Origin of the sequence: Haemophilus sp. Marseille-P9675 (assembly GCF_916862695.1) — a bacterium.
In the GTDB taxonomy this organism is placed as follows: Bacteria; Pseudomonadota; Gammaproteobacteria; order Enterobacterales; family Pasteurellaceae; genus Haemophilus; species Haemophilus haemolyticus_K.
Map to the genome: position 1 here is coordinate 126,916 of NZ_CAKASP010000001.1, position 26,096 is coordinate 153,011.

Genomic DNA, 26,096 nt, shown 5'->3' on the forward strand with positions numbered 1-26,096 from the left:
TAAAAAAGATTCACTTTGTTTAAATAATTCTCATAAAATGATGAATAAATAGAAATTTATGCAATTATATAATTTCCACTTTTATCACTTTCCCCTTTATGCCAAAATGTTCAGTATATTTTATAGCATGAAAGTGCGGTGAATTTTTATTGTTTTTAGAGGATGTTATGATACAACAATATTCAATTGATACCTTATTAGCGCAAGCTGGTAATCGAAGTGATGAGCGAACTGGTTCAGTTTCTGCGCCAATTTTTCTTTCTACGGCTTATGGGCATCATGGAATTGGTGAGAGTACAGGGTTTGACTATACGCGGACTAAAAACCCAACTCGTACAGTATTAGAAGAAACGATAGCTAAATTAGAAAATGGAGATCGTGGTTTTGCTTTTTCTTCTGGTATGGCTGCAATTCAAGTTTTGATGACGCTTTTCACTGGCCCAGATGAATGGATCGTTTCTAGCGATGTGTATGGTGGTACTTATCGACTATTAGATTTCTCTTATAAAAATAACAATAGTGTAAAGCCTGTTTATGTCAATACAGCATCTACTTCTGAAATTGAGGCGGCAATTAATCCAAATACGAAAGCGATTTTTATTGAAACTCCGTCAAATCCTTTAATGGAAGAATGTGATGTGGTTGAAATTGCAAAACTTGCGAAAAAACATAACTTGATGTTGATCGTGGACAATACGTTTTTAACACCAGTGCTTTCTCGTCCATTGGATTTAGGCGCAGATGTGGTGATTCACAGCGGGACTAAATATATTGCTGGCCATAATGATGCACTTGTTGGTTTAATTGTTGCGAAAGGACAAGAACTTTGTGATCGCATTGCTTATATTCAAAATGGTGCAGGTGCGGTGCTTTCACCTTTTGATTCTTGGCTGACTATTCGTGGTATGAAAACCCTTTCTTTGCGTATGAAACGTCATCAAGAAAATGCGCAAGCTATTGCGGAGTTTTTAAAAGCTCAACCACAAGTGGAATCTGTGCTTTATCCAAATAAAGGTGGGATGTTGTCTTTCCGTTTGCAAGATGAAGCTTGGGTTAATATGTTCTTAAAATCCATTAAATTGATTACTTTTGCTGAAAGTCTAGGCGGCACAGAAAGTTTTATTACTTATCCTGCCACTCAAACTCATATGGATATTCCAGAATCTGAGCGTGTAGCTCGTGGGATTACTAATACCTTGCTGCGTTTTTCAGTCGGTATTGAAGATGTAGAAGATATTAAGGCTGATTTATTACAGGCATTTTCTAATTTGAAATAATAAGGATGAAGTGAGATTTTACTTGCTATTTAGTTTTTGACAATTAAAACAATAAGTTTACATTTGTTAAAACAGTGTTATTCTTCATTCCACTAGTAAATCAAAAATGTTCTCGTTTTGAACATTATTCATAAAATAAGGAAATAAAAATGAGCGAAGTATTACATATTAATGATGCTGACTTTGAAAGTATCGTTGTGAATTCAGATATCCCTGTATTATTAGATTTTTGGGCACCGTGGTGTGGTCCTTGTAAAATGATTGCGCCTGTTTTAGATGAGCTTGCTCCTGAATTTGCAGGTAAAGTAAAAATTGTAAAAATGAATGTGGATGATAACCAAACAACGCCAGCACAATTTGGTGTTCGTAGTATCCCAACATTATTATTGATCAAAAATGGTCAAGTTGTTGCTACTCAAGTTGGGGCATTACCAAAAACACAATTGGCAAATTTTATTAATCAACACATTTAATTTTATGTTCTATAAAGCCATACAGTTAAAAATTGTATGGCTTTTTTATATCACCACTCATTTTAATTTGAGTGGCTGTTTGTTGTAGTTATTTTATGATGACTGGGTTGGGCGTTCTGTTTTCCAGTTTGAAGATCATTATGAGGAAATAAGAAATAGCATAAACGAAAAAAGTCTAAGACATCAAGATATTTATTTTTTCATGTAAGATTTTAATGTTTGTTCCACTTCATAAATCCAATCCAACTCATGCTGCGTGAAACCCGCTTGAATACGAGCATCGGTATTAATGACACCTTTAAAAATTACAATACGGTATTTGTGTAATAGCTCAGTAAAGCACTTCATCGCATCCAAACCACGTTTTTTAGAAAGTGCGTGATACCAATGATTGCCGATATATACATGGCCAATTTCATCGCGCAAAATAATATCCAAAATGCTCACTGCGGCAAAATCTTTACGTTGTGCGATTTTCTCTTGCAGAACAGGTGTTGCATCGAGGCCCCGTGCTTCTAATACACGAGGAACTAACGCCATTCGTTCCCAAATATCGTGAGCGGTGGCTTGCGCCATTTCCCATAATCCAGCATGAGCTTCAAAATCACCATATTGATAACCCAATGTTTTCAAATGTTCATTGACTAAGGAAAAGTGCGTGCTTTCTTCACGAGCGACACGCAACCAATCTTTCACAAAGGCCAAACCTTCTCCTAGTTCTTCTTGTGCATTACGTCCGAATCGCCAAGCTGCATCTAGGCCTAAATTAATCGCATTAAACTCAATATGTGCGATAGCGTGCAATGTGGCAGCATAGCCTTCTTCTGTGGCAAAAGAACGTTTTGGCACATCTTTCGGTGCAACTAAGAGTGGTTTTTTAGGAAAAGCGGCAATATTATCTTGCGGCACGACTTCGGGAAAATCGTCTAATTTAATCAACTGAATTTGTGGCAGAAGATTATCGTAGAGATCATTGACTAAACGACATTTTTCTTGTGGATTCGCTGTTTTTAGTGCGGTTTCAACTTGTTGCCAAAATTGTGTAATAAGTGCGGTCATTTTTTCTCTCTTATTCGTTAAAACGGATCAAGCCTTCTTGTTGTGTTGTCGCGATTAATTGACCATCTTGCGAGAAAATTTGCCCGCGTGCCAAGCCTCGCCCTCCAAACGCATTATTGCTTTCAATTGCGTGCAAATGCCAGTGATTTAAATCAAACGGACGATGGAACCAAATACTATGATCAATAGTTGCCACTTTCATTCCTTTTTGTAAAAAGCCTTTTTCATGCGGATGAAGTGCGGTCAAAATACAGTGAAAATCGGAAAAATAAGCCAATAAACATTGCTGAATTTTTATATCAAGCGGCGTTTCACCATTGGTTTTAAACCAAGAATATTGCTCGGCTGGCAATTTTGTCCCGTTAAATGGGTTATTCAAATATTTGGTACGTACCTCAAATGGACGCTCTGCTGCAAATTTTTCATTGAGTGGTTCTGGCAAGGTTTGAGCCACTTTTTGTAGCATCATATTTTCATCTGTAAAGTCTTCAGGTGCGCCAATATTTGGCATTGTATTTTGATGCTCAAAACCTTTTTCCGGCACTTGGAAAGAAGCGGTTACATGACAGATAGTATTTTTATGTTGAATGGCTTTTACGCGTAATGCAGAAAAGTTACGCCCTTCACGCAAGGTTTCCACATCGTAAATAATCGGATATTGGCTGTCTCCCGGAGCAAGAAAATAGGCATGACAAGAATGTAAAATGCGATCTTCTGGCGCCACCTGCATTGCCGCAGATAACGCTTGAGCTACAACTTGCCCGCCAAATACTTGGCGAAAACCTAAATCTTGGCTTTCACCGCGAAAGATTAAATCATCAATTTTTTCAAGTTTAAGAAGATGAATAAGGTTATTGAGAATATCTGACATATTGCTTTGCTTGAAGAGACGATAAAAGTGCGGTTATTTTAGCGGAGATTTTGGAGAATGCCAAAGCTAGCAATAATTTTAAGATAGAAGTAAAAACTTAATTTTCATCTCTTTGGAACAGGGCAATGTCTTTCAACTAGGCCAATACATAAATAATTAATGCCCTACGTGTTATTTATAGGGCTATTTTCTTTTTAAACAGTTATAATTTAGGAGTTTTAACAATGATTTTGAACATTTACAAAAATATGGATAAAAATACAATATTTGCTAAATTATTTAGAATGACCCCTTTTTCTTATAATGTCGAATCATTCATTGATTACATGAAAGAGCAAGGTTATTCAATCACAAAATCCCAAGTAAACTGTTGGCAACGTAAAGCTGGTAGTGATAAATCTCGACCTGTACCCGATTTTGTTTTTACTATGATATTCAATTACATCCATGACAACAAAATTGAAGTAGCAGAATTTCTTAAGTCGAAAGACATTGCCCTGTTCGAAAGGGATTGAGGTAGATATAGATTTATTATTGATAAAAATATCGAAAGCTAATAGGAGTAATATAGGAGTAATAAAGGGCGTATTGCACGCCCTATTATTTTTCAAGAAATGTCCTAAGTTATCGACTAAATTTAGCCGCACTTTTATAAATGTTTCACTCTCCGCTTCACTTCTTCCTGTTTTCCCGCATTAAATGGGCGGGCATCAGGGCTGCCTAGATAGCCACATACGCGGCGAGTGACTGACACTTTTGTGCTATCGTGATTGCCACATTTCGGGCAAACAAAACCTTTACTGGTACATTCAAACTCGCCAGTGAAACCACATTCATAACATTCGTCAATCGGTGTGTTTGTGCCGTAGTAAGGCACGCGATCGTAGCTATAATCCCACACATCTTCCAATGCTTTTAAGTTGTGTTGAATATTTGGATATTCACCGTAGCAAATAAAACCGCCGCTAGCGAGTGGGGGATATGCCATTTCGAAATCTAGTTTATCGTAAGGATTCACTTTCTTTTCTACATCTAAGTGGTAACTATTTGTGTAGTAGCCTTTATCCGTTACGCCTTCAATCACGCCAAATTTTTTAGTGTCTAGACGGCAGAAGCGGTCACATAAGTTTTCACTTGGTGTGGAGTAAAGGCTGAAGGCATAGCCTGTTTCTTTTTGCCAGCGTTTAACTGCCTCGCTAAGGTGGCGAACAATTGCAATGCCTTTTTCGCGTAATTGTCCATCATCAAAAATATGCCCTTTGTTATAGAGCGCATTAATGGTTTCGTGAATACCGATATAGCCGAGCGAAATAGAGGCGCGTCCATTTTTGAAAATTTGTGCTACATTTTCATCCGCTTTTAACCGCACTCCGCATGCGCCTTCCATATAAAGAATGGGAGCAACGCGAGCTTTGGTATTTTCAAGGCGAGCAACTCGCGTCATTAATGCTTTTTTCGCAATAGCCAAACGTTCATCTAAAGTGCGGTAGAAATCTTCTTCGTTTTTAGACTCCAACGCGATACGCGGTAAATTTAAACTCACCACGCCAAGATTATTACGCCCATCGTGAATTTCGTGTCCGTTTTCTTCGTATGCACCTAGAAAGCTACGGCATCCCATTGGGGCTTTAAAAGAGCCCGTGACTTTGACAACCTGATCGTAATTGAGAATATCTGGATACATACGTTTTGATGCACATTCCAATGCGAGTTGTTTGATATCGTAATTTGGATCGCCTTTAGTTTGGTTCAAGCCTTTTTTGATGGTGAAAACAAGTTTTGGAAAGACTGGCGTTTTATGATTTTTTCCGAGTCCACGAATACGATTTTTCAAAATAGCTTGCTGAATTAAACGGGATTGCCAACTTGTACCTAAACCAAAACCAAAGGTCACAAATGGTGTTTGCCCATTCGAAGTATGTAGTGTATTAACTTCATATTCTAAAGATTGGAAGGCATCGAAACATTCTTTTTCAATCAATGCTTTGGCATAATCTTCAACATCAGGCACATTCCATTCTTGGGCATGTTTGAGGTGTTTTTCGTAACTGATTTGCACATAAGGGGAAAGCACTTCATCAATACGGTTAATGGTTGTGCCGCCGTAAATATGGCTAGCGACTTGGGCGATAATTTGTGCAGTCACTGCAGTAGCGGTGCCAATGGATTTAGGGGGTTCGATTTCTGCATTACCCATTTTAAAACCACGAGAAAGCATGCCTTCTAGATCCACTAACATACAGTTAAACATCGGGAAGAACGGTGCGTAATCTAAATCGTGATAATGAATTTCACCTTTTTCGTGAGCCTCTACTACATCGCGGGGAAGAATATGGTGCTTTGCATAATGTTTTGCCACAATCCCAGCAAGCAAATCACGTTGTGTTGGAATCACTTTCGCGTCTTTATTAGCGTTTTCATTAAGTAATTCTACGTTGCTTTGTTCAATCAAACCTTCAATTTCTTTTGTTAGCTGGCTACGTTTTTCGCGGGCTAAATCACGATCATGACGATATTCGATATACGCACGAGCAACCTCGGGATAACGACTTGCCATCAATTTATCTTCAACGATTTTTTGAATCTGATTAATATCAATCTCGCCTTGATGATAGGTGAAAATTTCATTTCCTACTTCTTGCCCAATTTGGTGGCAATAAAATTCATCGGAAATATTGACCGCACTTGCGGCTTTTTTAATGGCATTGATGATACGTTGAATCTCAAACTCTGCACGAGAACCATCGCGCTTGATGACTCCAAAGTTACTCATGATATAGCTCCAATATATAGTGTTTTTGAAATGCGGAGTGCACTATATATAGATCTAAAAAGATAATCAACACACAATATGTAGTGTTTTTAGGCCTTTTATCATACGAGGATTTTGTTAGAGATTGATTTTATTAGAAAAATATCAAATTAAGTTGTTGAGAACTTTTCTCAAATATTTTTTGATTTTGTGAGCGAGATCAAAGTTTTCATTTTTAAAACGGAAGGGGAGGGGGAACAATAAAATTAATCATATAATTTTTATTTATGGATATAAAAAACGGCCGAAAAATCGACCGCTCTTTTTTATCTTATGGCTTAAGCGGCCACCATTACCATTGCTGGGCGAATGACTCGACCATTTAAGGTGTAGCCTTTTTGCAATACGACGCTAATTTGATTGGTTTCAAAGCCTTCAGCAGGCTGCATTGAAATGGCTTGATGTAAATCAGGATTAAATGCTTCACCGACAACCCCCACAGCTTCTACACCAAAACGACCAACGGTTGAAACTAATTCTTTTAAGGTCAGTTCTACGCCGTCAAATAAGGCTTTTACGCTTTCATCTTCTTTATTTGCTGGAGTGGCAAGTGCACGCTCTAGGTTATCGATAGTATTCAAAATGTCTTTTGAGAATTTTTCTAATGCGAATTTATGTGCTTTTTCTACGTCTTGTTCAGTACGACGACGAAGATTTTCAATTTCAGCACGAGAGCGAAGTAAAATATCCTGTTCTTTGTTTGCCGCTTCTTCTATTTGAGTTTTTAGCTGTTCTTCAAGCTCTTGCACTCGCGCAATCGCTTCTTCTAAAGGATCAAGTTCTTGAGAAGGCTCTGTTTGTTGTGTTTCTTCCACAACAGCGTCTTCTTGCTTTTCTACTTCTGGGGTTTCAATTTTTTGTTCTTGTTCTGACATTTTTTTCTCCGTAAATACAAAATTCGCCATAGTCGTTAGCTATAGTCTAACAAAAAACTATATAATGACGAAAATGTTAAATTCAAGTGCGGTTTATTTTATGAATAATTTATATCGTTCCTTTAAAACCATTGGGCTTGTAGGAAAACCTAGAAATGACATTAACCTACAAATGCACAAAAATTTGTTTCACTGGTTAACGGAACGTGGCTATCAAGTAATGATGGAAAAAGATGTTGCTGAAAAACTGGGGCTTCCCGCAGAAAATCTTGCAACACTTGATGAAATTGGTTGCCAAGCGCAGTTGGTTATCGTGATTGGTGGTGATGGCAATATGTTGGGGCGTGCTCGTGTATTAGCAAAATATGATATTCCATTGATTGGTATCAACCGTGGTAATTTGGGATTTTTAACAGATATTGACCCGAAAAATGCTTATGCTCAACTTGAAGCTTGTTTAGAGCGTGGAGAATTCTTCGTGGAAGAACGTTTTTTATTGGAAGCAAAAATTGAGCGTGCAGGTGAAATTGTATCGACTGGGAATGCAGTGAATGAGGCGGTTATCCACCCTGCAAAAATTGCGCATATGATCGATTTTCATGTGTATATCAATGATAAGTTTGCATTTTCACAACGTTCTGATGGATTAATTGTTTCTACTCCAACAGGCTCTACGGCTTATTCTCTTTCCGCTGGTGGTCCGATTTTGACACCGAATCTTAATGCGATTGCGCTAGTGCCTATGTTTCCACATACATTAACTTCTCGTCCTCTTGTTATTGATGGTGATAGCAAAATATCGATTCGTTTTGCTGAGCATAATACATCTCAATTGGAAGTGGGCTGTGATAGTCAAATAGCCTTACCTTTTACGCCTGATGACGTGGTTCATATTCAAAAAAGTGAGCATAAACTCCGATTGCTTCATCTAAAAAATTATAATTATTACAATGTATTAAGTACCAAATTAGGTTGGCTGAAATCATTTTGATTTTTATAAAAAGCCTAGTGGAAATGTATCAGTAAAATACTGTAAAAAAATCCTTTACTGTAAATTGAATCAGTTGTAATATGATTGATATACAGTTAAAGGATTTTGCTATGCTTACTCAACTTACTATCAATAATTTTGCGATTGTTCGCCAGCTTGATATCGAATTGGCGAAAGGAATGTCTGTTATTACTGGGGAAACTGGGGCAGGTAAATCTATTGCCATTGATGCTTTAGGTTTATGTTTCGGACAAAGAGTAGAAACCTCAATGGTACGCGAAGGGCAAGAACGTGCAGAAATTTGTGCAACTTTCCAACTAGAATCGCATAATCCTGCTTATCAATGGTTGAATGAGCAAGAATTGCAAGATCCAGATAATCCCACTGAGTGTATTTTGCGTCGTGTGATTAATGCCGACGGACGTTCTAAAGCTTTTATTAATAGTACTCCTGTATCCGCGTCTCAATTAAAAGAAATTGGTCAATATCTTGTTCATATTAATGGGCAGCATGCTTCTCAATTATTGCTAAAAAATGACTATCAGCTTCAGTTAGTTGATAATTTTGCCGCTCATCCTGAATTACTTGTGAAAATGCGTGAAGATTATCAGGCATGGAAAAATCTTCAAAATCAAGTTAAAACCTTTCAACAAAAAGTGGCAGAAAATGAAGCACGTAAACAACTTTTACAGTATCAAGTGGATGAATTAGATGAATTTAATCTTCGACCAAATGAATATTTGGAATTAGAAGATGAACAACGTCGTTTATCTAGCAGCGAACAGCTAACCCAACTTTCTCAATCAGCCCTACAAATTTTAAGTGAAAATGACACGGTAAATATCGATAGTTTGCTTTATCGTGCGACACAATATATTGATGAATTAGCTGAACTTGATCCGCAATATGCTGAAGTGCAAAGTATGTTGAATGATGCGTTGATTCAAGTGCAAGAAGCAACCAGTGAAGTGCGAAATTTATCAAGTAATATCGAGCAAGATCCTCAACTTTTACAGGAAATCGAACAAAGAATTAGTCAGGCTTTACAACTTGCTCGTAAACATCAAGTTAAGCCTGAAGATCTTGTGGAACATCACAAAAAATTAAAAGCAGAATTAACCGCACTTTTAGATTTTTCTGAAAGTGAAGATATGTTGATTGAGCAAGAAAAACTCGCATTTGAACAAATGCAAGCAACAGCTAAAGTATTAACTGCAAGTCGTCAGCAATCTGCAGCTCGCTTAGCGCAGGATGTCACGCAGTCAATAAAACAACTTGCAATGGAAAATGCAGAATTTTATGTAGAGTTGAATACTGATTTAGATAAAGTGGGATCAAACGGTGCGGATAATGTGATTTTTACTTTGCGTAGTAATTTAGGTCAACAACCTCAACCGTTAGCTAAAATTGCCTCTGGGGGGGAGTTTTCTCGTATTTCTTTAGCGATTCAAGTTTTAACTTCTGATCAATCGGCTATTCCAACGTTAATTTTCGATGAAGTGGACGTGGGCATTAGCGGAAAAACAGCAAGTGTTGTCGGAAAACTTTTACGTCAATTAAGTGAACGCTGCCAAGTATTATGCGTAACTCATTTGCCACAGGTTGCTTGTCATGGCCATCATCAGTTCAATGTAGAAAAATTTACTGTTGATAATAAAACTGAAACACAAATGACCGCACTTTCACAAGCTGAACGTGTACCAGCCTTGGCAAGACTCTTGGGCGGAAGTGAAATTACCGAATTAGCCTTAGCCAATGCACAGGAAATGTTAGATTTAGTTCATTAAAATGGGATTTAATTACTATTTTATGAACTAAATAGCTTATCCCAAAATGTTTGAATAAATGACCGCTCTTTGACAAATTCAGTTTCATCCATAACGGAGGATTTACCTATCAAATTTAAATGGTGAATAGCATTGCGTAAATCAACATAACATTGTTTTAATGTGTCGCAGTCTGTTTGGCTAATAATTTGAGCCTCTGCCATATCATCGAAAATACGTACGTTGTCTGACCATTTTGTCAATTGTGAGTTTTGAGGGGCATTGGCAAGCATTAAATATTGAGCGATAAATTCAATATCAGTGATACCGCCGCGATCTGTTTTAAGATTAAATTCACCATCTTTTGAATGGGACAAATGTGTGAACATTTTTTCTCGCATCTCCACAACATCTCGTTTTAATTGTTCAATATCTCGTGATGCAGAAAGTACTTGTTGGCGGATATGCTCAAATTTAGCTTTAAGAGATGATTCACCAAATACAGGGCGAGCACGCACAAGAGCTTGTTTTTCCCATGTCCAAGCTTCATTTAATTGATAATGGGCAAATGCAGAAAGAGAGCAGCCAATTAAGCCAGCATCGCCAGACGGGCGTAGACGCATATCTGCCTCATAAAGTACGCCAGCGGAAGTATTTATGCTGAAAATACTCACAATCTTTTGTGCCAAACGCAGGTAAAATTGATTGCTATCAATCACTTTTTTGCCACCTGTTGTTTGACTTTCTACGGCATCGTACAAAAATACTAGGTCTAAATCGGATTTATAACCGAGTTCAATACCGCCCAGTTTTCCATAACCAATCACTAAAAATCCTTTTTCATCATTTTGTAAATGTTCAGGTATGCCAAATCTAGAGGAAACTTGTTTCCAAGCTAGATTCACAACGACTTCAATAATCGCTTCGGCAAGATAGGTTAAATGATCGCTCACTTTCATCACTGGTAATGCTCCCAAAATATCTGCTGCGGCCACTTTTAATAGGGTTGCTTGTTTAAATTGACGTAAAGCATCAATAAGCTGTTCTTCATCATCAGGTGGTAAACGAAGTAAATATTGGTGTAACTCTGCAGGATATAGGGTAAATGGTAACGGATGGCGTAGCGCCTCTGTATTAAGCAATTCATCTAATAAGATAGGGTGGCGAGCCAGTTGTTCTGAAATAAGTTGAGACTGCGCACAAAGTTCAATAACTTGCTGAAGGGCACGAGGATTTTCCAATAATAATTCTAAATAAGTCGTGCGACTCGAAATTTTTTCAATAATGTTCAGAATTCGGGGGAGCAAAGTGCGGTAATTTTCTTGTTCAAAAATAAGTGCAAGTACTATTGGCATTAAATGACTCAAAACATCACGCCCACGCGAACCAATCACTCTGTGATTTAGGCTGTCTTTGAATTGAGCAAGCTTTTCTAAAACGTCATCAATATTATTTTCTGATACACCACTCTCTAATAATGTTTGTTCAATATCCTCAAAATCTAATTCTAAAAAATCTTGCCATTGGCTATCAGTTTGTGAAGGCTCATCTTGTTCATCACCGATTAATTGAGTAAATACTGCCCGCACTTTTTCTTGTTTTTGTTGCAAAGTGCGGTAAAAATTGTCCCAATTTTCTATTGGATAATGTTTTTCAATAGTTTGATTATTTTCATTTAAACAGGTGAATGTTTTACATGCCTCGATTAAACGAATTTGATCTATTTCATCGGTTGGTAGTGTTTGAGTTTGTTGATCGTTAATAGCTTGTAGAATGTTTTCTACTCGGCGTAAAAAAATATAACTTTCACGTAAATCGTGGAATTGTTGCTCGGTAATTAATCCTAGTTTGGTAATTTCAGGCAAGATCTTTAAGAGTGAATGTTGTTGTAGATTGATTTCTCGCCCGCCTCGAATGAGTTGAAATACTTGCACGATAAATTCGACTTCACGAATCCCCCCTGCACCCAATTTAATATTATCTTTCAAACCACGACGGCGTACTTCTCGCTCAATTTTGCCTTTCATTTCGCGTAAAGATTGAATCACACTAAAGTCAATATAGCGGCGATACACAAAAGGGCGTAACATTTTTTGTAATTTTGAAACGTTGGGATCCTTTGTTTGTGCGCCCAATATTCGCCCTTTGATCATGGCATAGCGTTCCCAATCTCGACCTTGATCTTGATAATATTGCTCCATTGCGGCAAAGCTGAGAACAAGCGCACCGCTGTCACCAAATGGACGCAAGCGCATATCGGTTCGATACACAAAACCATCAGAGGTAAATTCATCTAAGGCAGAAATAAGGCGTTGTCCTAAACGCGTAAAGAATTTTCCATTATCCACAGAACGTCGAGCATTCGCATTCTCAATGGATGTTTCCCCTTGTGATGGATAAGTGAAAATTAAATCAATATCCGAGGAAAAATTGAGTTCAAAGCCGCCTAGTTTCCCCATTCCTAGAATATAAAGTTGTTGCGGATTGCCTTGTTCATCCATTGGTATGCCCATCTCCGCACAGGCTTGATGATAAAGCCAATCGCGAGCAGCGATAATTAAACTTTCTGCAAGTTGTGAAAGCTGAACAAAAATTTCTTCTACAGTGGCAAGATTCAAACTTTGACAAAAACTTAATTTTGCCATTTCAATGTTACGGAATTGGCGTAATGTTTGATAGAGTGCGGTTTCATTATGTGCATTGGCTAACTCTCTATTCAAACGTTCAGTATAGTCAGAGCAATCTGCAAAACAGGGCGATTTTTCCCACCATTGTTTCACTAAGTGCGGGTATTTTTGCAAAACTTTTTCCACAAAGTCAGACATTGCCATAGCATAGCCTAATTGATAAACAGGCATTTCAGGATGATTTGAATTTTGTTGAATGGTTTCGTGAATTTTTTCTGGGGAAAGTTCTGGAAAAGATTGGCACAGGATTGTACCAATAGATTGTAATTTTTGTTCAATGAGGGCAGAAAGTGCGGTCATTTTTTCTAACCTTTTTGATAAGAATCTAAGTGACGTAATACGGTTTCTTTCGCTTGTTGAGGTTGCAAACTATCCAGCCATTGTATTGGTGTTTTCCAACCGCGCAGCCAAGTGAGCTGGCGTTTTGCAAGTTGGCGCGTAGCGCAAATACCACGGAAAATCATTTCCTCGTGATCGTAATCGCCTTGTAAATATTCCCACATCTGACGATAGCCTACACAGCGAATTGAAGGTAGATTAATATTTAAATCACCACGCGCATAAAGTTTCTCCACTTCAGCTTGAAAACCCAGTTCAATCATTTTATGAAAGCGTTGTTCAATTCGGTCATGCAAAATATGACGATCTTGTGGCGCAATTGCAAATTGCACAAAATCATAAGGCAAGGCTTCGCCTTTTTCTTCCGTCAGCTCTGTGAGTGATTTTCCTGTGATGTAAAAAACTTCTAAAGCACGATTGATTCGTTGAGAATCACTTGGATTAATTCGAGCGGCAGAAATAGGATCGATTTTGGCGAGTTCTGTATGTAATGCTGCCCAACCTTGTTGAGCCGCTTTTTGTTCAAGCTTAGCTCGAATATTTTCATCAGCAGAAGGCAAGGGAGAAAGCCCTTCGATTAAGGCTTTGTAATACAACATCGTGCCGCCCACTAATAATGGAATTTTGCCTTGTGCAGTAATATTTGCCATTTCGCGTAGCGCATCGGCGCGAAAATTCATTGCGGAATAGCTTTCTGACGGATCTAAAATATCGATCAATCGATGAGGCGCAAGGCCAAGTTCTTCTTTTGATGGTTTCGCTGTGCCAATATCCATTCCCTTATAAATGAGAGCTGAATCCACACTAATCACTTCGACTGGAAGCGCGCTTCGTAGTTGAATAGCTAAATCTGTTTTGCCTGAGGCTGTTGGGCCCATTAAAAAAATTGCGGTTGGTTTCATGAAGAATCTAAATTTCGTTTAATAAAGGCTGCCAGTTAACAGGTTTTAGCAACTGGGTAAATGCCGAGCGATTTGTTTGCGTGAGTAAACGTTCTGTATCGCTCAATAAATTAAGTGCATCCGCTAAAGCATTAAAGGCTTTGCATTCTAATTCTGAGCAAAGTGCGGTTAAAAATGGTGATGAATTTTCCTCTCTATTCAGCATTGCCATCACGCATTTTTGTAGATTTTGTGTACGCAATAAACTTGGCACTTTATTTAAGGTTAAGCGTAATTGTGCTTGATTTTCAATAAATTCAAAGCCAATTTTTTTGAAGTCATCTGAATATTGTTGCCATGCTTGAAATTGTGATTCAGTTAGGCGAAACACGATGGGAATCAATAAGGGCTGTTGTTCAATGCGTATTTGTTGTAAAGCTAATTGCCATTGCAAGCGTTGTAATTTTTCCAATGAAAGCAAAAAGAAATCTTGGTTCTGTTGTAATAACAGCGCGCGATTCTCAATAAGTGAAAGGGCGCGCAGATGTGATGGGCACTCAATTATTTCAGTTGAGATGATTTTAGGTGTATCTGAAATATTTTGTTGTGCTGTATTCGATATATCCTTTTGCTCTGTAGGCGGTAATGTGCGTAACAATTCACCATATAAACGTTGCTCTGTTTTACTCGGTGCATCAGAACGGTAATCTCGATAACCAGTGCTTACATGATTTGGCAACACTGGTGTATTAAAAAAGTGCGGTGGATTTTGCTGTGATTTCTCATGATATTGTGGCGCAAAGATATTTTGCCCCGCAGCTGCACGATTAGGATGAATGCTATAATTCGGTTGGGGTTCACGCACCGTATTTTCTTCGGGATTTTCTACCGCACTTGCCTCTGTGTGCCAATTAAGCTGTTCTTGATTGTTTAGAGCATGGCTGATGCCTTCGTAAATGAAATCATGAATGAGACGTTGTTGGTGAAATCGCACTTCATGTTTGGTTGGATGAACATTTACATCCACATCATGTGGATTTAAGTCAATAAACAACACAAACGCAGGATAAGCATCGGTTGGTAAATATTGTGCATAGGCTTGTCGAATAGCATGGCTGATCACTTTATCTCTCACCATTCGACCATTAATATAGCAATAACTTAAATCATTTTGAGTTCGGCTAAAATTTGGTGTGGCTACCCAGCCTGATAAATGTAAATCATCGTGTTTCCAATCAATTCGTAAGGCATTTTTGACAAAATCATCCCCACAAATAGCGGCGACACGTTTTAGTTGCTGATTAAGCGTTTCAGCAGGACGATATTGACGGATGATTTTCCCATTATGCGTTAATGTAAATGCCGTATTGAATTTTGTTAAAGCAATGCGGCGAATGACTTCATCAATATGAGCAAATTCTGTTTTGTCTGTGCGCAAAAATTTTCGACGAGCTGGCGTGTTGAAAAAAAGATTGGCGACTTCAACTGTTGTGCCGATAGGATGTGATGCAGGTTTGATCGTTGTTTCCATATCACGGCCTTGCGCGTAAACTTGCCACGCTTCAGTTTGCGCTTCGGTGCGAGAGGTGAGCGTTAAGCGAGATACAGAGCTGATACTTGCCAATGCCTCACCTCTAAAACCCAAACTTAAAATGGCTTCTAAATCGTCAAGATCGGCTATTTTGCTAGTAGCATGTCGAGCTAGAGCCAGGCTTAATTCTTCTTTTTGGATGCCACAGCCATTGTCACGAATGCGGATTAAATTTGCCCCACCATTTTCGATATCGATTTGGATTTTATTTGCACCTGCATCAAGGCTATTTTCCACTAATTCTTTCACCACAGACGCAGGGCGTTCTACCACTTCACCAGCAGCAATTTGGTTAGCAAGTTGTGGGGAAAGAATTTTAATTGGCATTTATTTTTCTCTTAATTTAATTTTTTGTCCGCTCAGGGCTTTACCATCTTTTAATTTTGGATTTAGTTTTAAAATTTGGTTAACTGAAATATTGTATTCTCGCGATACAGCATAGATTGTCTGATCTTTTTGAATGACATGGTAAAGCGGAATTTCTTTTTTCTCATCAGATTTTTTATTGGATGAGGTTTCCTCTTTTTTCGTTTTATTTGAGGATTTATTTTTATCCGTTTTATTTTCTGATTTTTCTACTTTTAAAGTATTGCTTTTCTCAGTCGTTTTCTCTGCTTTTTTCACCGCACTTTCTTTATTTTTTGATGAATTTATTTTTTCATCTTGTGCCTTTTGAGTTTTTCCATTATCTGGAATTTTGATGGTTTCACCAATCCAAAGCGCTTCGCGTTTTAATTTATTTAACGCCACAATGTCCGCCACTTTGACATCATATTTATTCGCAAGGCTTCCTAAACTTTCCCCATTTTTGACGGTGTGGCGAAGTCCACTATCTTTTACGCTGTTCTCATTGGTATTTTTATCGGAAGTGCGGTCATTTTTTTCAGTATTTTTTGTATCACTTTGTTTGCTATTCTGAACAATATCATCACTTATGAAAGATTTAGCTTTTCCGCCGCGGAAAACCACTAATCCCTCATAAATCATATAGGCGATACGACGGCGATAAGCTGGTGAGTTAAGTTTTTGTTCTTCATCAGAATTTGATAGAAAACCTGTCTCCACTAATACGGAAGGAATATCGGGCGAACGTAAAACGCCAAGACTTGCGTGTTGAGGAACACTGCGACTTAAGGTCGTCACTTTTGAAAAATGGCTTAAAATATGCTTGCCAAGTTCATAACCTGTACGTTGGCTATGACCAAATTGTAAATCAAGCACAGTTTGATCTAGGTATTTATCGTTATTGTGTGAAAGCACTTTTCCTGCGCCACCGAGTAATTCGGAGCGTTTTTCATCGTCTTCTAACCATTGACCCATTTCATCATTGGCTCGACGGTTTGACAACACCCAGACTGATGCACCGCGACGTTCAGGTGATTCAGATGAATCCGCATGAATGGAAATGAGATAATTCGCTTTAAATTTACGTGCGATTTCTGAACGTTCAGGCACGGAAATATAGTAATCACCGCTTCGTGTTAATACGCCACGAAAATTTGGATCTTTATCGAGTAAGGCTTTTAACTCTTTTGCAATCGAAAGGGTGACGTTTTTTTCATAAATGCCCAAGTTTCGGCTGATTGCACCTGGATCTTTTCCTCCATGACCTGGGTCAATTGCAATCGTAATTGGGGCTGCAAAAAGAGAGAAGCTAAACGTTGAGAAAAAAAGAGAAAATAAAATTTTAGTTTTCATAAATAAATTAATTAGAGAATGCTTTTATAATATTTTTACCTAAGTTTGTTTGTGCGATTAATTCAATATTTCGTGCATCATCGTAATAATCAATATTTACTAAAATATCCGCTTCCGGCAATATGCCTTGGCCTTTTTCAGACCATTCAATTAAGCAGATGCTATCCGTATTAAAATAATCTCTAATGCCCATAAATTCGAGCTCTTCAGGATCTGCTAAACGATATAAATCAAAATGATAAATCATTTTGCCTGCAATATTGTATTCTTCAACCAGCGTATAAGTTGGGCTTTTTACATTACCCTGATGGCCGATACCTTGCAGCATTCCGCGTGTCAGCGTTGTTTTTCCTGCCCCAAGATCACCGTTAAGATAAACCATAATTGCTTTTTCGGTATGCAATTTTAGAAGAATTTCCGCAAATTTTTTGCCGAAGCGGAGCATAGAAAATTCATCAGGGATATATTGAGTTAAGCTTTCCATAACGGGTCATGAATGAAGAAAAATGTGGGCAGATTCTACCGCACTTTTGAGGTTCATAAAAGTGCGGTGAAATTTCTAGGGATTTAATTTTATCATTTCATGGTCATCAAATTGCTTGACCAAATCTGCTAGTGGTTGAGTGTTAGGTAAGACCAAATCCGATGCGATTTCAAACAACGGCACAATGACAAACTCACGATTATGCATATCATAATGAGGAATTGTTAGGCGTTCGTTTTGAATGATTTCGTTGCCGTAAAGCAAAATATCCAAATCTAACGTACGCTCACCCCAGCGACGTAAACGTACTCGACCTTGCTCATTTTCAATGCGTTGCAATTCATCTAATAGTGCAAGCGGGCTAAGGTCGGTTTTAATTTTTGCAACGGCATTCACATAATCGGGTTGATCTTGTGGGCCGAGTGGTTTGCTTTTATAAAAAGCGCTCGTCGTTACCAAATGTGTGTTTGGTAACTGACTTATCGCTTTAAGCGCAGAATGTAATTGTTCTACTGGTGTATTCAAATTGCTACCAAGGGCAATATATGCAGTAATCATCTCTTCCCTTATTCTGATGAGCGCGTTGTTTTACGACGGCGTGGGCGGTAGTATTTTTTCTTTGGTTTGGGATGTAGGCGTTGTTGCTCGTGTATCAACTGTTCGCGCTGTTCACCATTGCTGAATTGATATTCGTGCCACCATTTGGCTAATTCAATCGTTTCTCCACCTTCAATTTCCGCACGCATAGCCAGTAAATCAAAGCCAGCACGGAATTTTGGGTGTTCCATGGTGCGCATTGGTGCTGAACCAGTACGTTTTAATAATTGTAGCTGTAAGAACCAAATATCCCGAATGACAGCAGTATGACGACGAGGTGCAGCCAAAGTACGGCAGAATAAATCTAAAACTTCATTCCCCGCCAAAGCATAAGCATCATGATTATTTAAACCGCCTTCATTTTTCAATATTTCCACTTTTTCGCGTAATGGATACCAGAAAAATGCTGCAAATAAGAATGCAGGATTAATACGAAGTTTATCCGCAACACGTTCATCCGTAGAAGTAAGTGCGGTGACGATCATGCGTTCTGCAAAGCTATCTTCTTTCTCTGTAAAATATGGGCTTAATGCAGGGAAAAGTTGTTCAAATAAACCATATTGGCGTAATAAGCGATAGGTTTTTACCCCTTCTCCTGCTTGTAATAATTTTAAACTTTCATCAAATAAGCGAGCTGGCGGAATATTTTTTAATAAAGGCGCAAGTTCACGAATTGGTTGTTCGCTCGGTTTTTCAAGGAACATATCAAGTTTTGCCATGAAACGAATGGAGCGTAGCATGCGTACAGGATCTTCTTGATAACGCGTAACTGGATCACCAATTAAGCGTAGTTTTCCCGCTTTGAGATCATGAATACCATCAAAATAATCACGTAAGGTATTGTCTTGCGGATTGTAATACAGCGCATTGACCGTAAAGTCTCGGCGTTCTGCATCTTGTTCGATCGTACCGTAAACATTATCGCGCAGTAACATGCCTTCATTGCTCTGTTTCGCTTGATTTTCATTGCGAGCATCACTGTGATTGGCACGGAAAGTGGCAACTTCAATAATATCTCGACCAAACATAATATGTGCTAATCGGAAACGGCGACCCACTAAACGGCATTGGCGTTGGAAAATATTTTGGATTTGCTCAGGACGGGCGTTTGTTGCAACATCAAAATCTTTTGGTTTTTTACCGAGCAATAAATCGCGGATACATCCACCGACGATATAAGCTTCGAAACCTTGACGTTGCAGTTTTTCCACTACGGTGAGTGCATTACGGCTAAAATCACGCGGTGAAATATCAAATTGAGCCGCTTTAATTACATTTTTATCGTAGCGGTGTGTTTGTTCTGATTTTTTTGCCCGCGCTTTTGGCATTTGAGTATTGGAACGCTCAACTCGTTTAGAATGAGCACTTGTTTTGGCAACCTCTTTTGATTTTTTTGTCTTCTTGCCAAACAAATTTTTGATATAAGTAAGAATAATTTACTCCGTTTTTTTAGTTGGAAATAAATGGTTTAGCTCTTTTTCTGTAAAGAAAAGGCAAGGGGATTTTTCCGCATTTTTAAATGCAAAAAAGTGCGGCTAATTTTAACCGCACTTTTGTATTTTTCAATAGAATCAATTAACCAGCGACTTGTTTTTCGCGGATTTCAGCTAAAGTTTTGCAATCAATGCAAAGATCTGCTGTTGGGCGTGCTTCTAAACGGCGAATGCCAATTTCTTCACCACAACAATCGCAGTAACCAAAATCATCGGTATCAAGTTTTTTCAGGGTTGCTTCAATTTTTTTCATTAGTTTACGTTCGCGATCGCGATTACGTAATTCTAGACTGAATTCCTCTTCCTGAGTTGCTCGGTCTGCGGGATCGGGGAAATTGGTCACTTCATCCTGCATATGTGCAACGGTGCGAGAAGCTTCTTCCACGATTTGCTCGTGCCAAGCATTAAGAATTTTTCTGAAATGAAGAATTTGATCTTCACTCATATATTCTTCATCTTTTTTCATTTGATAAGGCTTTACGCCTGCTAAATCTAGCAAGCTCAACGATGCTTTTGACATCTCTCACTCCTAATACATACAGAATTTAAGCGTGAACTTCACGACTTCCTGTCTTGTTATTTTAGTTTGTTCCTGACAGCACTTTTAGGAACCCAATTTTTGAGGGCGCTATAAATATCAGAAGTTGTTTTTTTTAGCAAGTAAATTTTCCTGAAACATTTATTTTTGCGATATAGATCGCAGAAACGTCAGCAACCTTTTGCACATTGAGATGAATCTATTTTAGGCTTAGAACGATAAGCCTAAAATAGCTATAAAAATGAAATTAAACTTAATAACTTTGGTTATCTTGTTGATTGTTGCGGATTTAACGTTGTTATTTCTACCACAGTCATTGCTATTGCCTTGGCAAGTTGCGCTGGTTATTGCGCTTACCTTGATTTTTCTTTTTATCTTTGTACGCAGAAACTTCTTAGTTTTTCTTGCTTTTTTTGTTGTTTCTCTAGGGTATACACATCATTCCGCATTCAGCTTGTTACAACAGGCTCAAAGCGTTACCGCTCAAAAACAAGTGGTGACTTTTGAGATTCAAGAAATTTTGCACCAACAGGATTATCAAACTATTATCGCCACAGCAACATTGGCGGATAACTTACGAGAGCAACGAATTTTTTTAAATTGGAAGGCAAAAGAAGTGCCTCAATTATCGGAAATTTGGCAAGCGGAAATTTCCTTACGGCCACTTTCTGCGCGATTAAATTTTGGTGGATTTGATCGGCAACAATGGTATTTTTCAAAGGGGATTATGGCTGTTGGAACCGTAAAAAGTGCGGTGAAAATTGCTGATATTTCATCATTGCGAGCAGAAAAATTGCAACAAGTAAAGAAGCAAACGAAAGGATTATCTCTACAAGGTTTATTGATCGCGTTAGCTTTTGGCGAACGAGCGTGGTTAGATAAAACCACTTGGTCAATTTACCAACAAACCAATACCGCGCATCTTATTGCTATTTCTGGCTTACATATTGGGTTGGCTATGGGGATTGGATTTTACTTGGTGCGTGTTGTGCAAGTATTTTTCCCCACCCGTTTTATTCATCCTTATTTTCCTTTAGTTTTTGGTGTTTTATTTGCTTTAATTTATGCGTATTTGGCTGGTTTTAGCGTACCCACTTTTCGTGCCATTTCAGCACTTGTTTTTGTTTTCTTCATTCAAATAATGAGGCGACATTATTCGCCTCTTCAGCTTTTTACGCTGGTTGTCGGATTCTTGCTTTTCTGCGATCCATTAATGCCACTTTCGGTCAGTTTTTGGCTTTCTTGTGGAGCCGTTGCTTGTTTGATCCTATGGTATCGTTATGTGCCTTTTTCTCTTTTTCAATGGAAAAATCAATCCTTTTCACCAAAAGTGCGGTGGATTTTAAGTTTATTTCATTTGCAATTTGGGTTATTGCTCTTTTTTACGCCTTTGCAGCTTTTTTTATTTAATGGCTTATCGTTGAGTGGATTTTTAGCCAATCTTATTGCCGTACCACTTTATAGTTTTTTCCTCGTACCCTTGATTTTATTTGCTGTTTTTACTAATGGAGCTTGTTTTTCTTGGCAACTTGCAAACAAACTAGCGGAAGGAATCACTTGGTTAATTTCTGTTTTTCAAGGAAATTGGTTTAATGTTTCATTAAATTTAGCGCTGGTTTTAACCGCACTTTGTGCAGGAATTTTTATGCTAATTATTTGGAGTGTTTACCGAGAACCCGAGATTTCATCATCAACCAAACAAATAAAACGAGCAAGATTTTTTACATTAAATCTCAGTAAACCTTTGCTAAAAAATGATCGAATCAACGTTTTGCGATGTTCTTTCGGCATTATGTCGCTGTGTTTTATGATTTTGTTGTTCAAGCAACTAAGCAAGCCAATTTGGCAGGTAGATACTTTAGATGTGGGGCAGGGCTTAGCTACTTTGATTGTAAAAAATGGTAAAGGGATTCTCTATGATACAGGCCCTGCATGGCAAGGGGGAAATATGGCTGAATTAGAAATTTTGCCTTATTTGCAACGAGAAGGGATTACTTTGGAAAAATTGATTTTGAGCCACGACGATAACGATCATGCAGGTGGTGCTTCGATAATTTTAAAGGCGTATCGGAATGTGGAATTTATTACTCCTTCACGAAAAAACTATGGGGAAAATCACCGCACTTTTTGTACTGCTGGACGTGATTGGGATTGGCAAGGGCTACATTTTCAAATACTTTCACCACACTCTATTGTGGAGCGAGCAGATAATCCCCATTCTTGTGTGATTTTAGTTGATGATGGAAAGCATAGCGTTTTGTTGACTGGCGATGCTGAAGTAAAAAATGAGCAAATTTTTGCCCGAACTTTAGGCAAAATTGATGTGTTACAAGTAGGGCATCACGGGAGTAAAACATCGACAAGTGAATACTTGCTTTCTCAGGTTAGACCAGATGTAGCCATTATTTCTAGTGGACGTTGGAATTCGTGGAAATTCCCCCATTATTCGGTTATAGAAAGGCTTCAACGCTATAAAAGTGCGGTAGAAAATACCGCAATTTCAGGGCAAGTAAGGGTAAATTTCTTTAAAGACCGATTAGAAATCCAACAAGCGCGCACAGAATTTTCCCCTTGGTATGCGCGTGTAATTGGATTCTCGAACGAATAAAAGGTACAATGCGCGCAATTTTTACCATTAGATAGCGATTATGCAAGAGCAAAAATTACAAGAAAATGATTTTTCAACCTTACAAACTTTTAAGCGTTTATGGCCAACAATTAAACCTTTTAAAGCGGGGCTTGTTGTTTCGGGCATAGCATTAGTTTTGAACGCGTTGGCTGATTCAGGTTTGATTTACTTGTTAAAACCTTTGTTGGACGATGGTTTTGGCAAGGCAAATAATTCATTTTTGAAAATTATGGCTTTTGTCGTCGTTGGAATGATTATTTTACGCGGCATTACCAACTTTATTTCTAATTATTGTTTGGCGTGGGTATCAGGCAAAGTTGTCATGACAATGCGTCGCCGCTTGTTTAAACATTTGATGTTTATGCCAGTGAGTTTCTTTGACAGAAATTCAACAGGCAAATTACTTTCTCGTATTACTTATGATTCTGAGATGATTGCAAGTTCTTCTTCAGGATCCTTAATTACTATTGTGCGAGAAGGGGCATATATTATTTCGCTATTGGTCGTAATGTTTTATACAAGCTGGGAATTAACGCTTGTTTTATTTGTTATCGGGCCAATTATTGCGGTATTGATCACTATCGTGTCAAAAATTTTCCGTAAATTGAGTAAGAATTTACAAGATTCAATGGGCGAATTAACTGCAACGACCGAGCAAATGTTGAAAGGACATAAAGTCGTGCTTTCGTTTGGTGGTCAGCTTGTAGAGGAAGAGCGTTTTAATAAAGTGAGTAACAATATGCGTCGTAAAGGTATGAAAATGGTCACCGCAGACTCCATTTCCGATCCTGTTGTGCAGATTATTGCTTCTCTTGCTTTGGCGGCAGTATTGTTTTTAGCGACGACTCCGTTGATTGCGGAAGATAACCTAAGTGCGGGTTCTTTTACGGTGGTTTTCTCATCTATGTTGGCGATGATGCGTCCATTAAAATCTTTAACGAATGTAAACTCTCAATTCCAACGTGGAATGGCAGCGTGTCAAACGCTATTTGCCATTTTAGATTTAGAACCAGAAAAAGATAATGGGACTTACCAAGCTGAACCAGCGAAAGGTGCGCTAGAATTTAAAAATGTGAGTTTTGCATATCAAGGAAAAGAGGAACTTGCATTAAATAATATTTCTTTCAGCGTGCCAGCAGGAAAAACCGTAGCCCTAGTGGGGCGTTCTGGATCGGGTAAATCAACCATCGCTAATTTAGTGACGCGTTTTTACGATATTGATCAAGGTGAAATTTTACTGGATGGCGTAAATATCCAAGATTATCGTTTATCTAATTTACGTGAAAACTGCGCTGTGGTTTCTCAACAAGTACATTTATTTAATGATACCATTGCGAATAATATTGCTTATGCAGCACAAGATAAGTATTCTCGCGAAGAAATTATCGCTGCAGCAAAAGCGGCTTATGCTTTAGAGTTTATCGAAAAATTACCACAAGGTTTTGATACGGTCATTGGTGAAAACGGTGCGAGCCTGTCCGGTGGCCAACGTCAACGTTTAGCGATTGCTCGTGCTTTATTGCGTAATTCTCCAGTATTAATTTTAGATGAAGCCACATCTGCACTAGATACAGAGTCAGAACGAGCAATTCAATCTGCATTAGATGAATTGAAGAAGGACCGTACTGTTATCGTAATCGCTCATCGTTTATCAACAATTGAAAATGCGGATGAAATTCTTGTGATTGATCACGGAGAAATTCGTGAGCGCGGTAACCATAAGGCATTGCTTGAACAAAATGGCGCCTATAAACAATTACACAGTATGCAGTTTAGTGGTTAATTTATTAATTATCGAAAACGCGAGTTGAAAAACTCGCGTTATTTTATCCGCACTTATTAGAAAGGATTTTCTATGCCCTTCTGGTATTCCAACTCCAAACTTATTTGGCTCTTATCGCCTTTTTCTTTATTGTTTTGGTTGATTAGCCAAATTCGTCGCGCCTTATTCTCTTTGGGGCTCAAGTCTTCTTATCGCGCACCAAAACCAGTGATAGTTGTGGGAAATTTGTCTGTTGGTGGAAATGGCAAAACGCCCGTGGTTGTTTGGCTTGTGGAAGAATTAAAAAAACAAGGTCTGCGCGTAGGTGTGATTTCTCGTGGTTACGGCAGTAAATCTAAAACGTATCCGTTATTCGTTACTGAAAATACGAATCCGATTGAAGGTGGCGATGAGCCTGTATTGATCGCTAAACGCACCAATGCGCCAGTTGTGATTTCCCCGAATCGCCAGGAAGCGATTGTATTACTCTTAAGCCAAGCAGAGTGCGATATTATTATTTCTGACGATGGTTTACAGCATTATAAATTACAGCGTGATTTAGAAATTGTCGTAATGGATGCTGAGCGCGCATTGGGAAATGGTTTTGTATTGCCAGCAGGCCCATTGCGTGAATTACCAAGTCGATTAAAATCCGTAGATTTTGTAATCACTAATGGTGGAAAAAATCAGTATTCAGATGCAGTTATGTGTCTTGTGCCTCATTTCGCGATTAATTTAAAAACCAATGAAAAACGCCAATTAAATGAATTTCAATCGGGTGTTGTCATCGCAGGGATTGGCAATCCACAGCGTTTTTTTACTATGTTAGAAAACTTAGGGATTCAATTAGAGCGAACTCAAGCATTTCAAGATCATCAACATTTTGAGGCATCTCAATTAGAAAAACTTGCAGAAAATCAACCGCTCTTTATGACGGAAAAAGATGCCGTAAAATGCCAATCTTTTGCGAAAGATAATTGGTGGTATGTTCCTGTGGATGCGGAGATTCTTGAGGCTGAAAAACAACGTGAAAGTTTACTGCTCTTTTGGACCAAAATAGACAAACTTGTGGAGCAATACAGAAATGTCAGAAAAGATTAATCCTCTGTTGCTTGAAGTGATTGCTTGCCCGCGTTGTTTAGCTCGATTGCAATATGATCAAGAAAATCAACGATTAATTTGTTGTTATGAACAGATTGCTTATCCTATTAAAAATGGTGTGCCAGTGTTGCTTGCCGATAAAGCTGAAATATTAAAGAATAAGGAATAAATT

20 protein-coding genes are annotated in these 26,096 nt (G+C 38.2%); 8 read left to right on the top strand and 12 right to left on the bottom strand.

Annotated elements, in window-relative coordinates; genetic code table 11:
* The first annotated feature begins 167 nt into the window (after positions 1–167).
* Positions 168–1,277 carry a methionine biosynthesis PLP-dependent protein gene (locus LIX50_RS00645; protein ID WP_111407156.1) on the top strand — a complete coding sequence of 370 codons (1,110 nt, stop codon included), beginning with the start codon at positions 168–170 and terminating at the stop codon, positions 1,275–1,277.
* Between the two features lie 149 nt (positions 1,278–1,426).
* On the top strand, positions 1,427–1,750 hold the full coding sequence (gene trxA / locus LIX50_RS00650; protein WP_048954178.1) for a thioredoxin: 324 nt from the start codon (positions 1,427–1,429) through the stop codon (positions 1,748–1,750).
* A 192-nt stretch (positions 1,751–1,942) separates the two neighbouring features.
* On the opposite strand, the gene LIX50_RS00655 is transcribed toward trxA, so the two are convergent.
* The 4 genes from LIX50_RS00655 to grpE form a co-directional block, all read right to left on the bottom strand.
* The gene (locus LIX50_RS00655) at positions 1,943–2,809 is read right to left on the bottom strand and encodes a ferritin-like domain-containing protein (protein ID WP_048954177.1); all 867 of its coding nucleotides are present in this window, start codon (positions 2,807–2,809) and stop codon (positions 1,943–1,945) included.
* A 10-nt stretch (positions 2,810–2,819) separates the two neighbouring features.
* Complete coding sequence (gene tesB, locus LIX50_RS00660; RefSeq protein WP_048954176.1) at positions 2,820–3,680, bottom strand: acyl-CoA thioesterase II; 861 nt, start codon at positions 3,678–3,680, stop codon at positions 2,820–2,822.
* Between the two features lie 649 nt (positions 3,681–4,329).
* The gene (nrdD, locus tag LIX50_RS00665) at positions 4,330–6,453 is read right to left on the bottom strand and encodes an anaerobic ribonucleoside-triphosphate reductase (protein WP_048954174.1); all 2,124 of its coding nucleotides are present in this window, start codon (positions 6,451–6,453) and stop codon (positions 4,330–4,332) included.
* Between the two features lie 317 nt (positions 6,454–6,770).
* Positions 6,771–7,367 carry a nucleotide exchange factor GrpE gene (gene grpE, locus LIX50_RS00670; protein WP_048954173.1) on the bottom strand — a complete coding sequence of 199 codons (597 nt, stop codon included), beginning with the start codon at positions 7,365–7,367 and terminating at the stop codon, positions 6,771–6,773.
* Between the two features lie 100 nt (positions 7,368–7,467).
* On the opposite strand from grpE, the gene LIX50_RS00675 reads away from it, so the two are divergent.
* Both LIX50_RS00675 and recN read left to right on the top strand, forming a co-directional pair.
* Positions 7,468–8,358 (top strand): NAD(+) kinase, encoded by an 891-nt coding sequence (locus LIX50_RS00675; protein WP_032825633.1) that lies wholly within the window; start codon positions 7,468–7,470, stop codon positions 8,356–8,358.
* Positions 8,359–8,468: 110 nt separating this feature from the next.
* Positions 8,469–10,145 carry a DNA repair protein RecN gene (gene recN, locus LIX50_RS00680; RefSeq protein WP_048954172.1) on the top strand — a complete coding sequence of 559 codons (1,677 nt, stop codon included), beginning with the start codon at positions 8,469–8,471 and terminating at the stop codon, positions 10,143–10,145.
* Positions 10,146–10,165: 20 nt separating this feature from the next.
* Here recN and glnE read toward each other — a convergent pair whose 3' ends face one another.
* The 8 genes from glnE to dksA all read right to left on the bottom strand — a co-directional run bounded on the left by glnE (position 10,166) and on the right by dksA (position 20,414).
* Positions 10,166–13,111 carry a bifunctional [glutamate--ammonia ligase]-adenylyl-L-tyrosine phosphorylase/[glutamate--ammonia-ligase] adenylyltransferase gene (gene glnE / locus LIX50_RS00685; RefSeq protein ID WP_048954171.1) on the bottom strand — a complete coding sequence of 982 codons (2,946 nt, stop codon included), beginning with the start codon at positions 13,109–13,111 and terminating at the stop codon, positions 10,166–10,168.
* Between the two features lie 5 nt (positions 13,112–13,116).
* The gene (gene miaA / locus LIX50_RS00690) at positions 13,117–14,052 is read right to left on the bottom strand and encodes a tRNA (adenosine(37)-N6)-dimethylallyltransferase MiaA (RefSeq protein WP_048954170.1); all 936 of its coding nucleotides are present in this window, start codon (positions 14,050–14,052) and stop codon (positions 13,117–13,119) included.
* 7 nt (positions 14,053–14,059) lie between these two features.
* Positions 14,060–15,949: a DNA mismatch repair endonuclease MutL gene (gene mutL, locus LIX50_RS00695; RefSeq protein ID WP_048954169.1), complete on the bottom strand. Its 1,890-nt coding sequence runs from the start codon at positions 15,947–15,949 to the stop codon at positions 14,060–14,062.
* Positions 15,950–17,320, bottom strand: a complete 1,371-nt coding sequence (locus tag LIX50_RS00700; protein ID WP_048954168.1) for an N-acetylmuramoyl-L-alanine amidase — start codon at positions 17,318–17,320, stop codon at positions 15,950–15,952.
* Between the two features lie 7 nt (positions 17,321–17,327).
* Positions 17,328–17,804 (bottom strand): tRNA (adenosine(37)-N6)-threonylcarbamoyltransferase complex ATPase subunit type 1 TsaE, encoded by a 477-nt coding sequence (gene tsaE / locus LIX50_RS00705; protein ID WP_005635434.1) that lies wholly within the window; start codon positions 17,802–17,804, stop codon positions 17,328–17,330.
* Between the two features lie 75 nt (positions 17,805–17,879).
* A complete protein-coding gene (gene folK, locus LIX50_RS00710; protein WP_048954167.1) occupies positions 17,880–18,362 on the bottom strand; it encodes a 2-amino-4-hydroxy-6-hydroxymethyldihydropteridine diphosphokinase in 483 nt (160 codons plus the stop codon).
* Between the two features lie 8 nt (positions 18,363–18,370).
* On the bottom strand, positions 18,371–19,729 hold the full coding sequence (pcnB, locus tag LIX50_RS00715; RefSeq protein ID WP_048954314.1) for a polynucleotide adenylyltransferase PcnB: 1,359 nt from the start codon (positions 19,727–19,729) through the stop codon (positions 18,371–18,373).
* Between the two features lie 247 nt (positions 19,730–19,976).
* Positions 19,977–20,414 (bottom strand): RNA polymerase-binding protein DksA, encoded by a 438-nt coding sequence (gene dksA, locus LIX50_RS00720; RefSeq protein ID WP_005627987.1) that lies wholly within the window; start codon positions 20,412–20,414, stop codon positions 19,977–19,979.
* A gap of 259 nt (positions 20,415–20,673) precedes the next feature.
* On the opposite strand from dksA, the gene LIX50_RS00725 reads away from it, so the two are divergent.
* The 4 genes from LIX50_RS00725 (at position 20,674) to LIX50_RS00740 (ending at position 26,093) form a co-directional block, all read left to right on the top strand.
* The gene (locus tag LIX50_RS00725; RefSeq protein WP_048954166.1) at positions 20,674–23,040 is read left to right on the top strand and encodes a DNA internalization-related competence protein ComEC/Rec2; all 2,367 of its coding nucleotides are present in this window, start codon (positions 20,674–20,676) and stop codon (positions 23,038–23,040) included.
* 40 nt (positions 23,041–23,080) lie between these two features.
* Positions 23,081–24,844, top strand: a complete 1,764-nt coding sequence (gene msbA / locus LIX50_RS00730; RefSeq protein ID WP_048954165.1) for a lipid A ABC transporter ATP-binding protein/permease MsbA — start codon at positions 23,081–23,083, stop codon at positions 24,842–24,844.
* Between the two features lie 72 nt (positions 24,845–24,916).
* Positions 24,917–25,924: a tetraacyldisaccharide 4'-kinase gene (lpxK, locus tag LIX50_RS00735; RefSeq protein WP_048954164.1), complete on the top strand. Its 1,008-nt coding sequence runs from the start codon at positions 24,917–24,919 to the stop codon at positions 25,922–25,924.
* Entirely contained in the window at positions 25,920–26,093 is a 174-nt protein-coding gene (locus LIX50_RS00740; protein ID WP_181153955.1) for a Trm112 family protein, read from the top strand. Before lpxK ends, LIX50_RS00740 begins: the two co-directional genes overlap by 5 nt.
* The last annotated feature ends 3 nt before the right edge of the window (positions 26,094–26,096 follow it).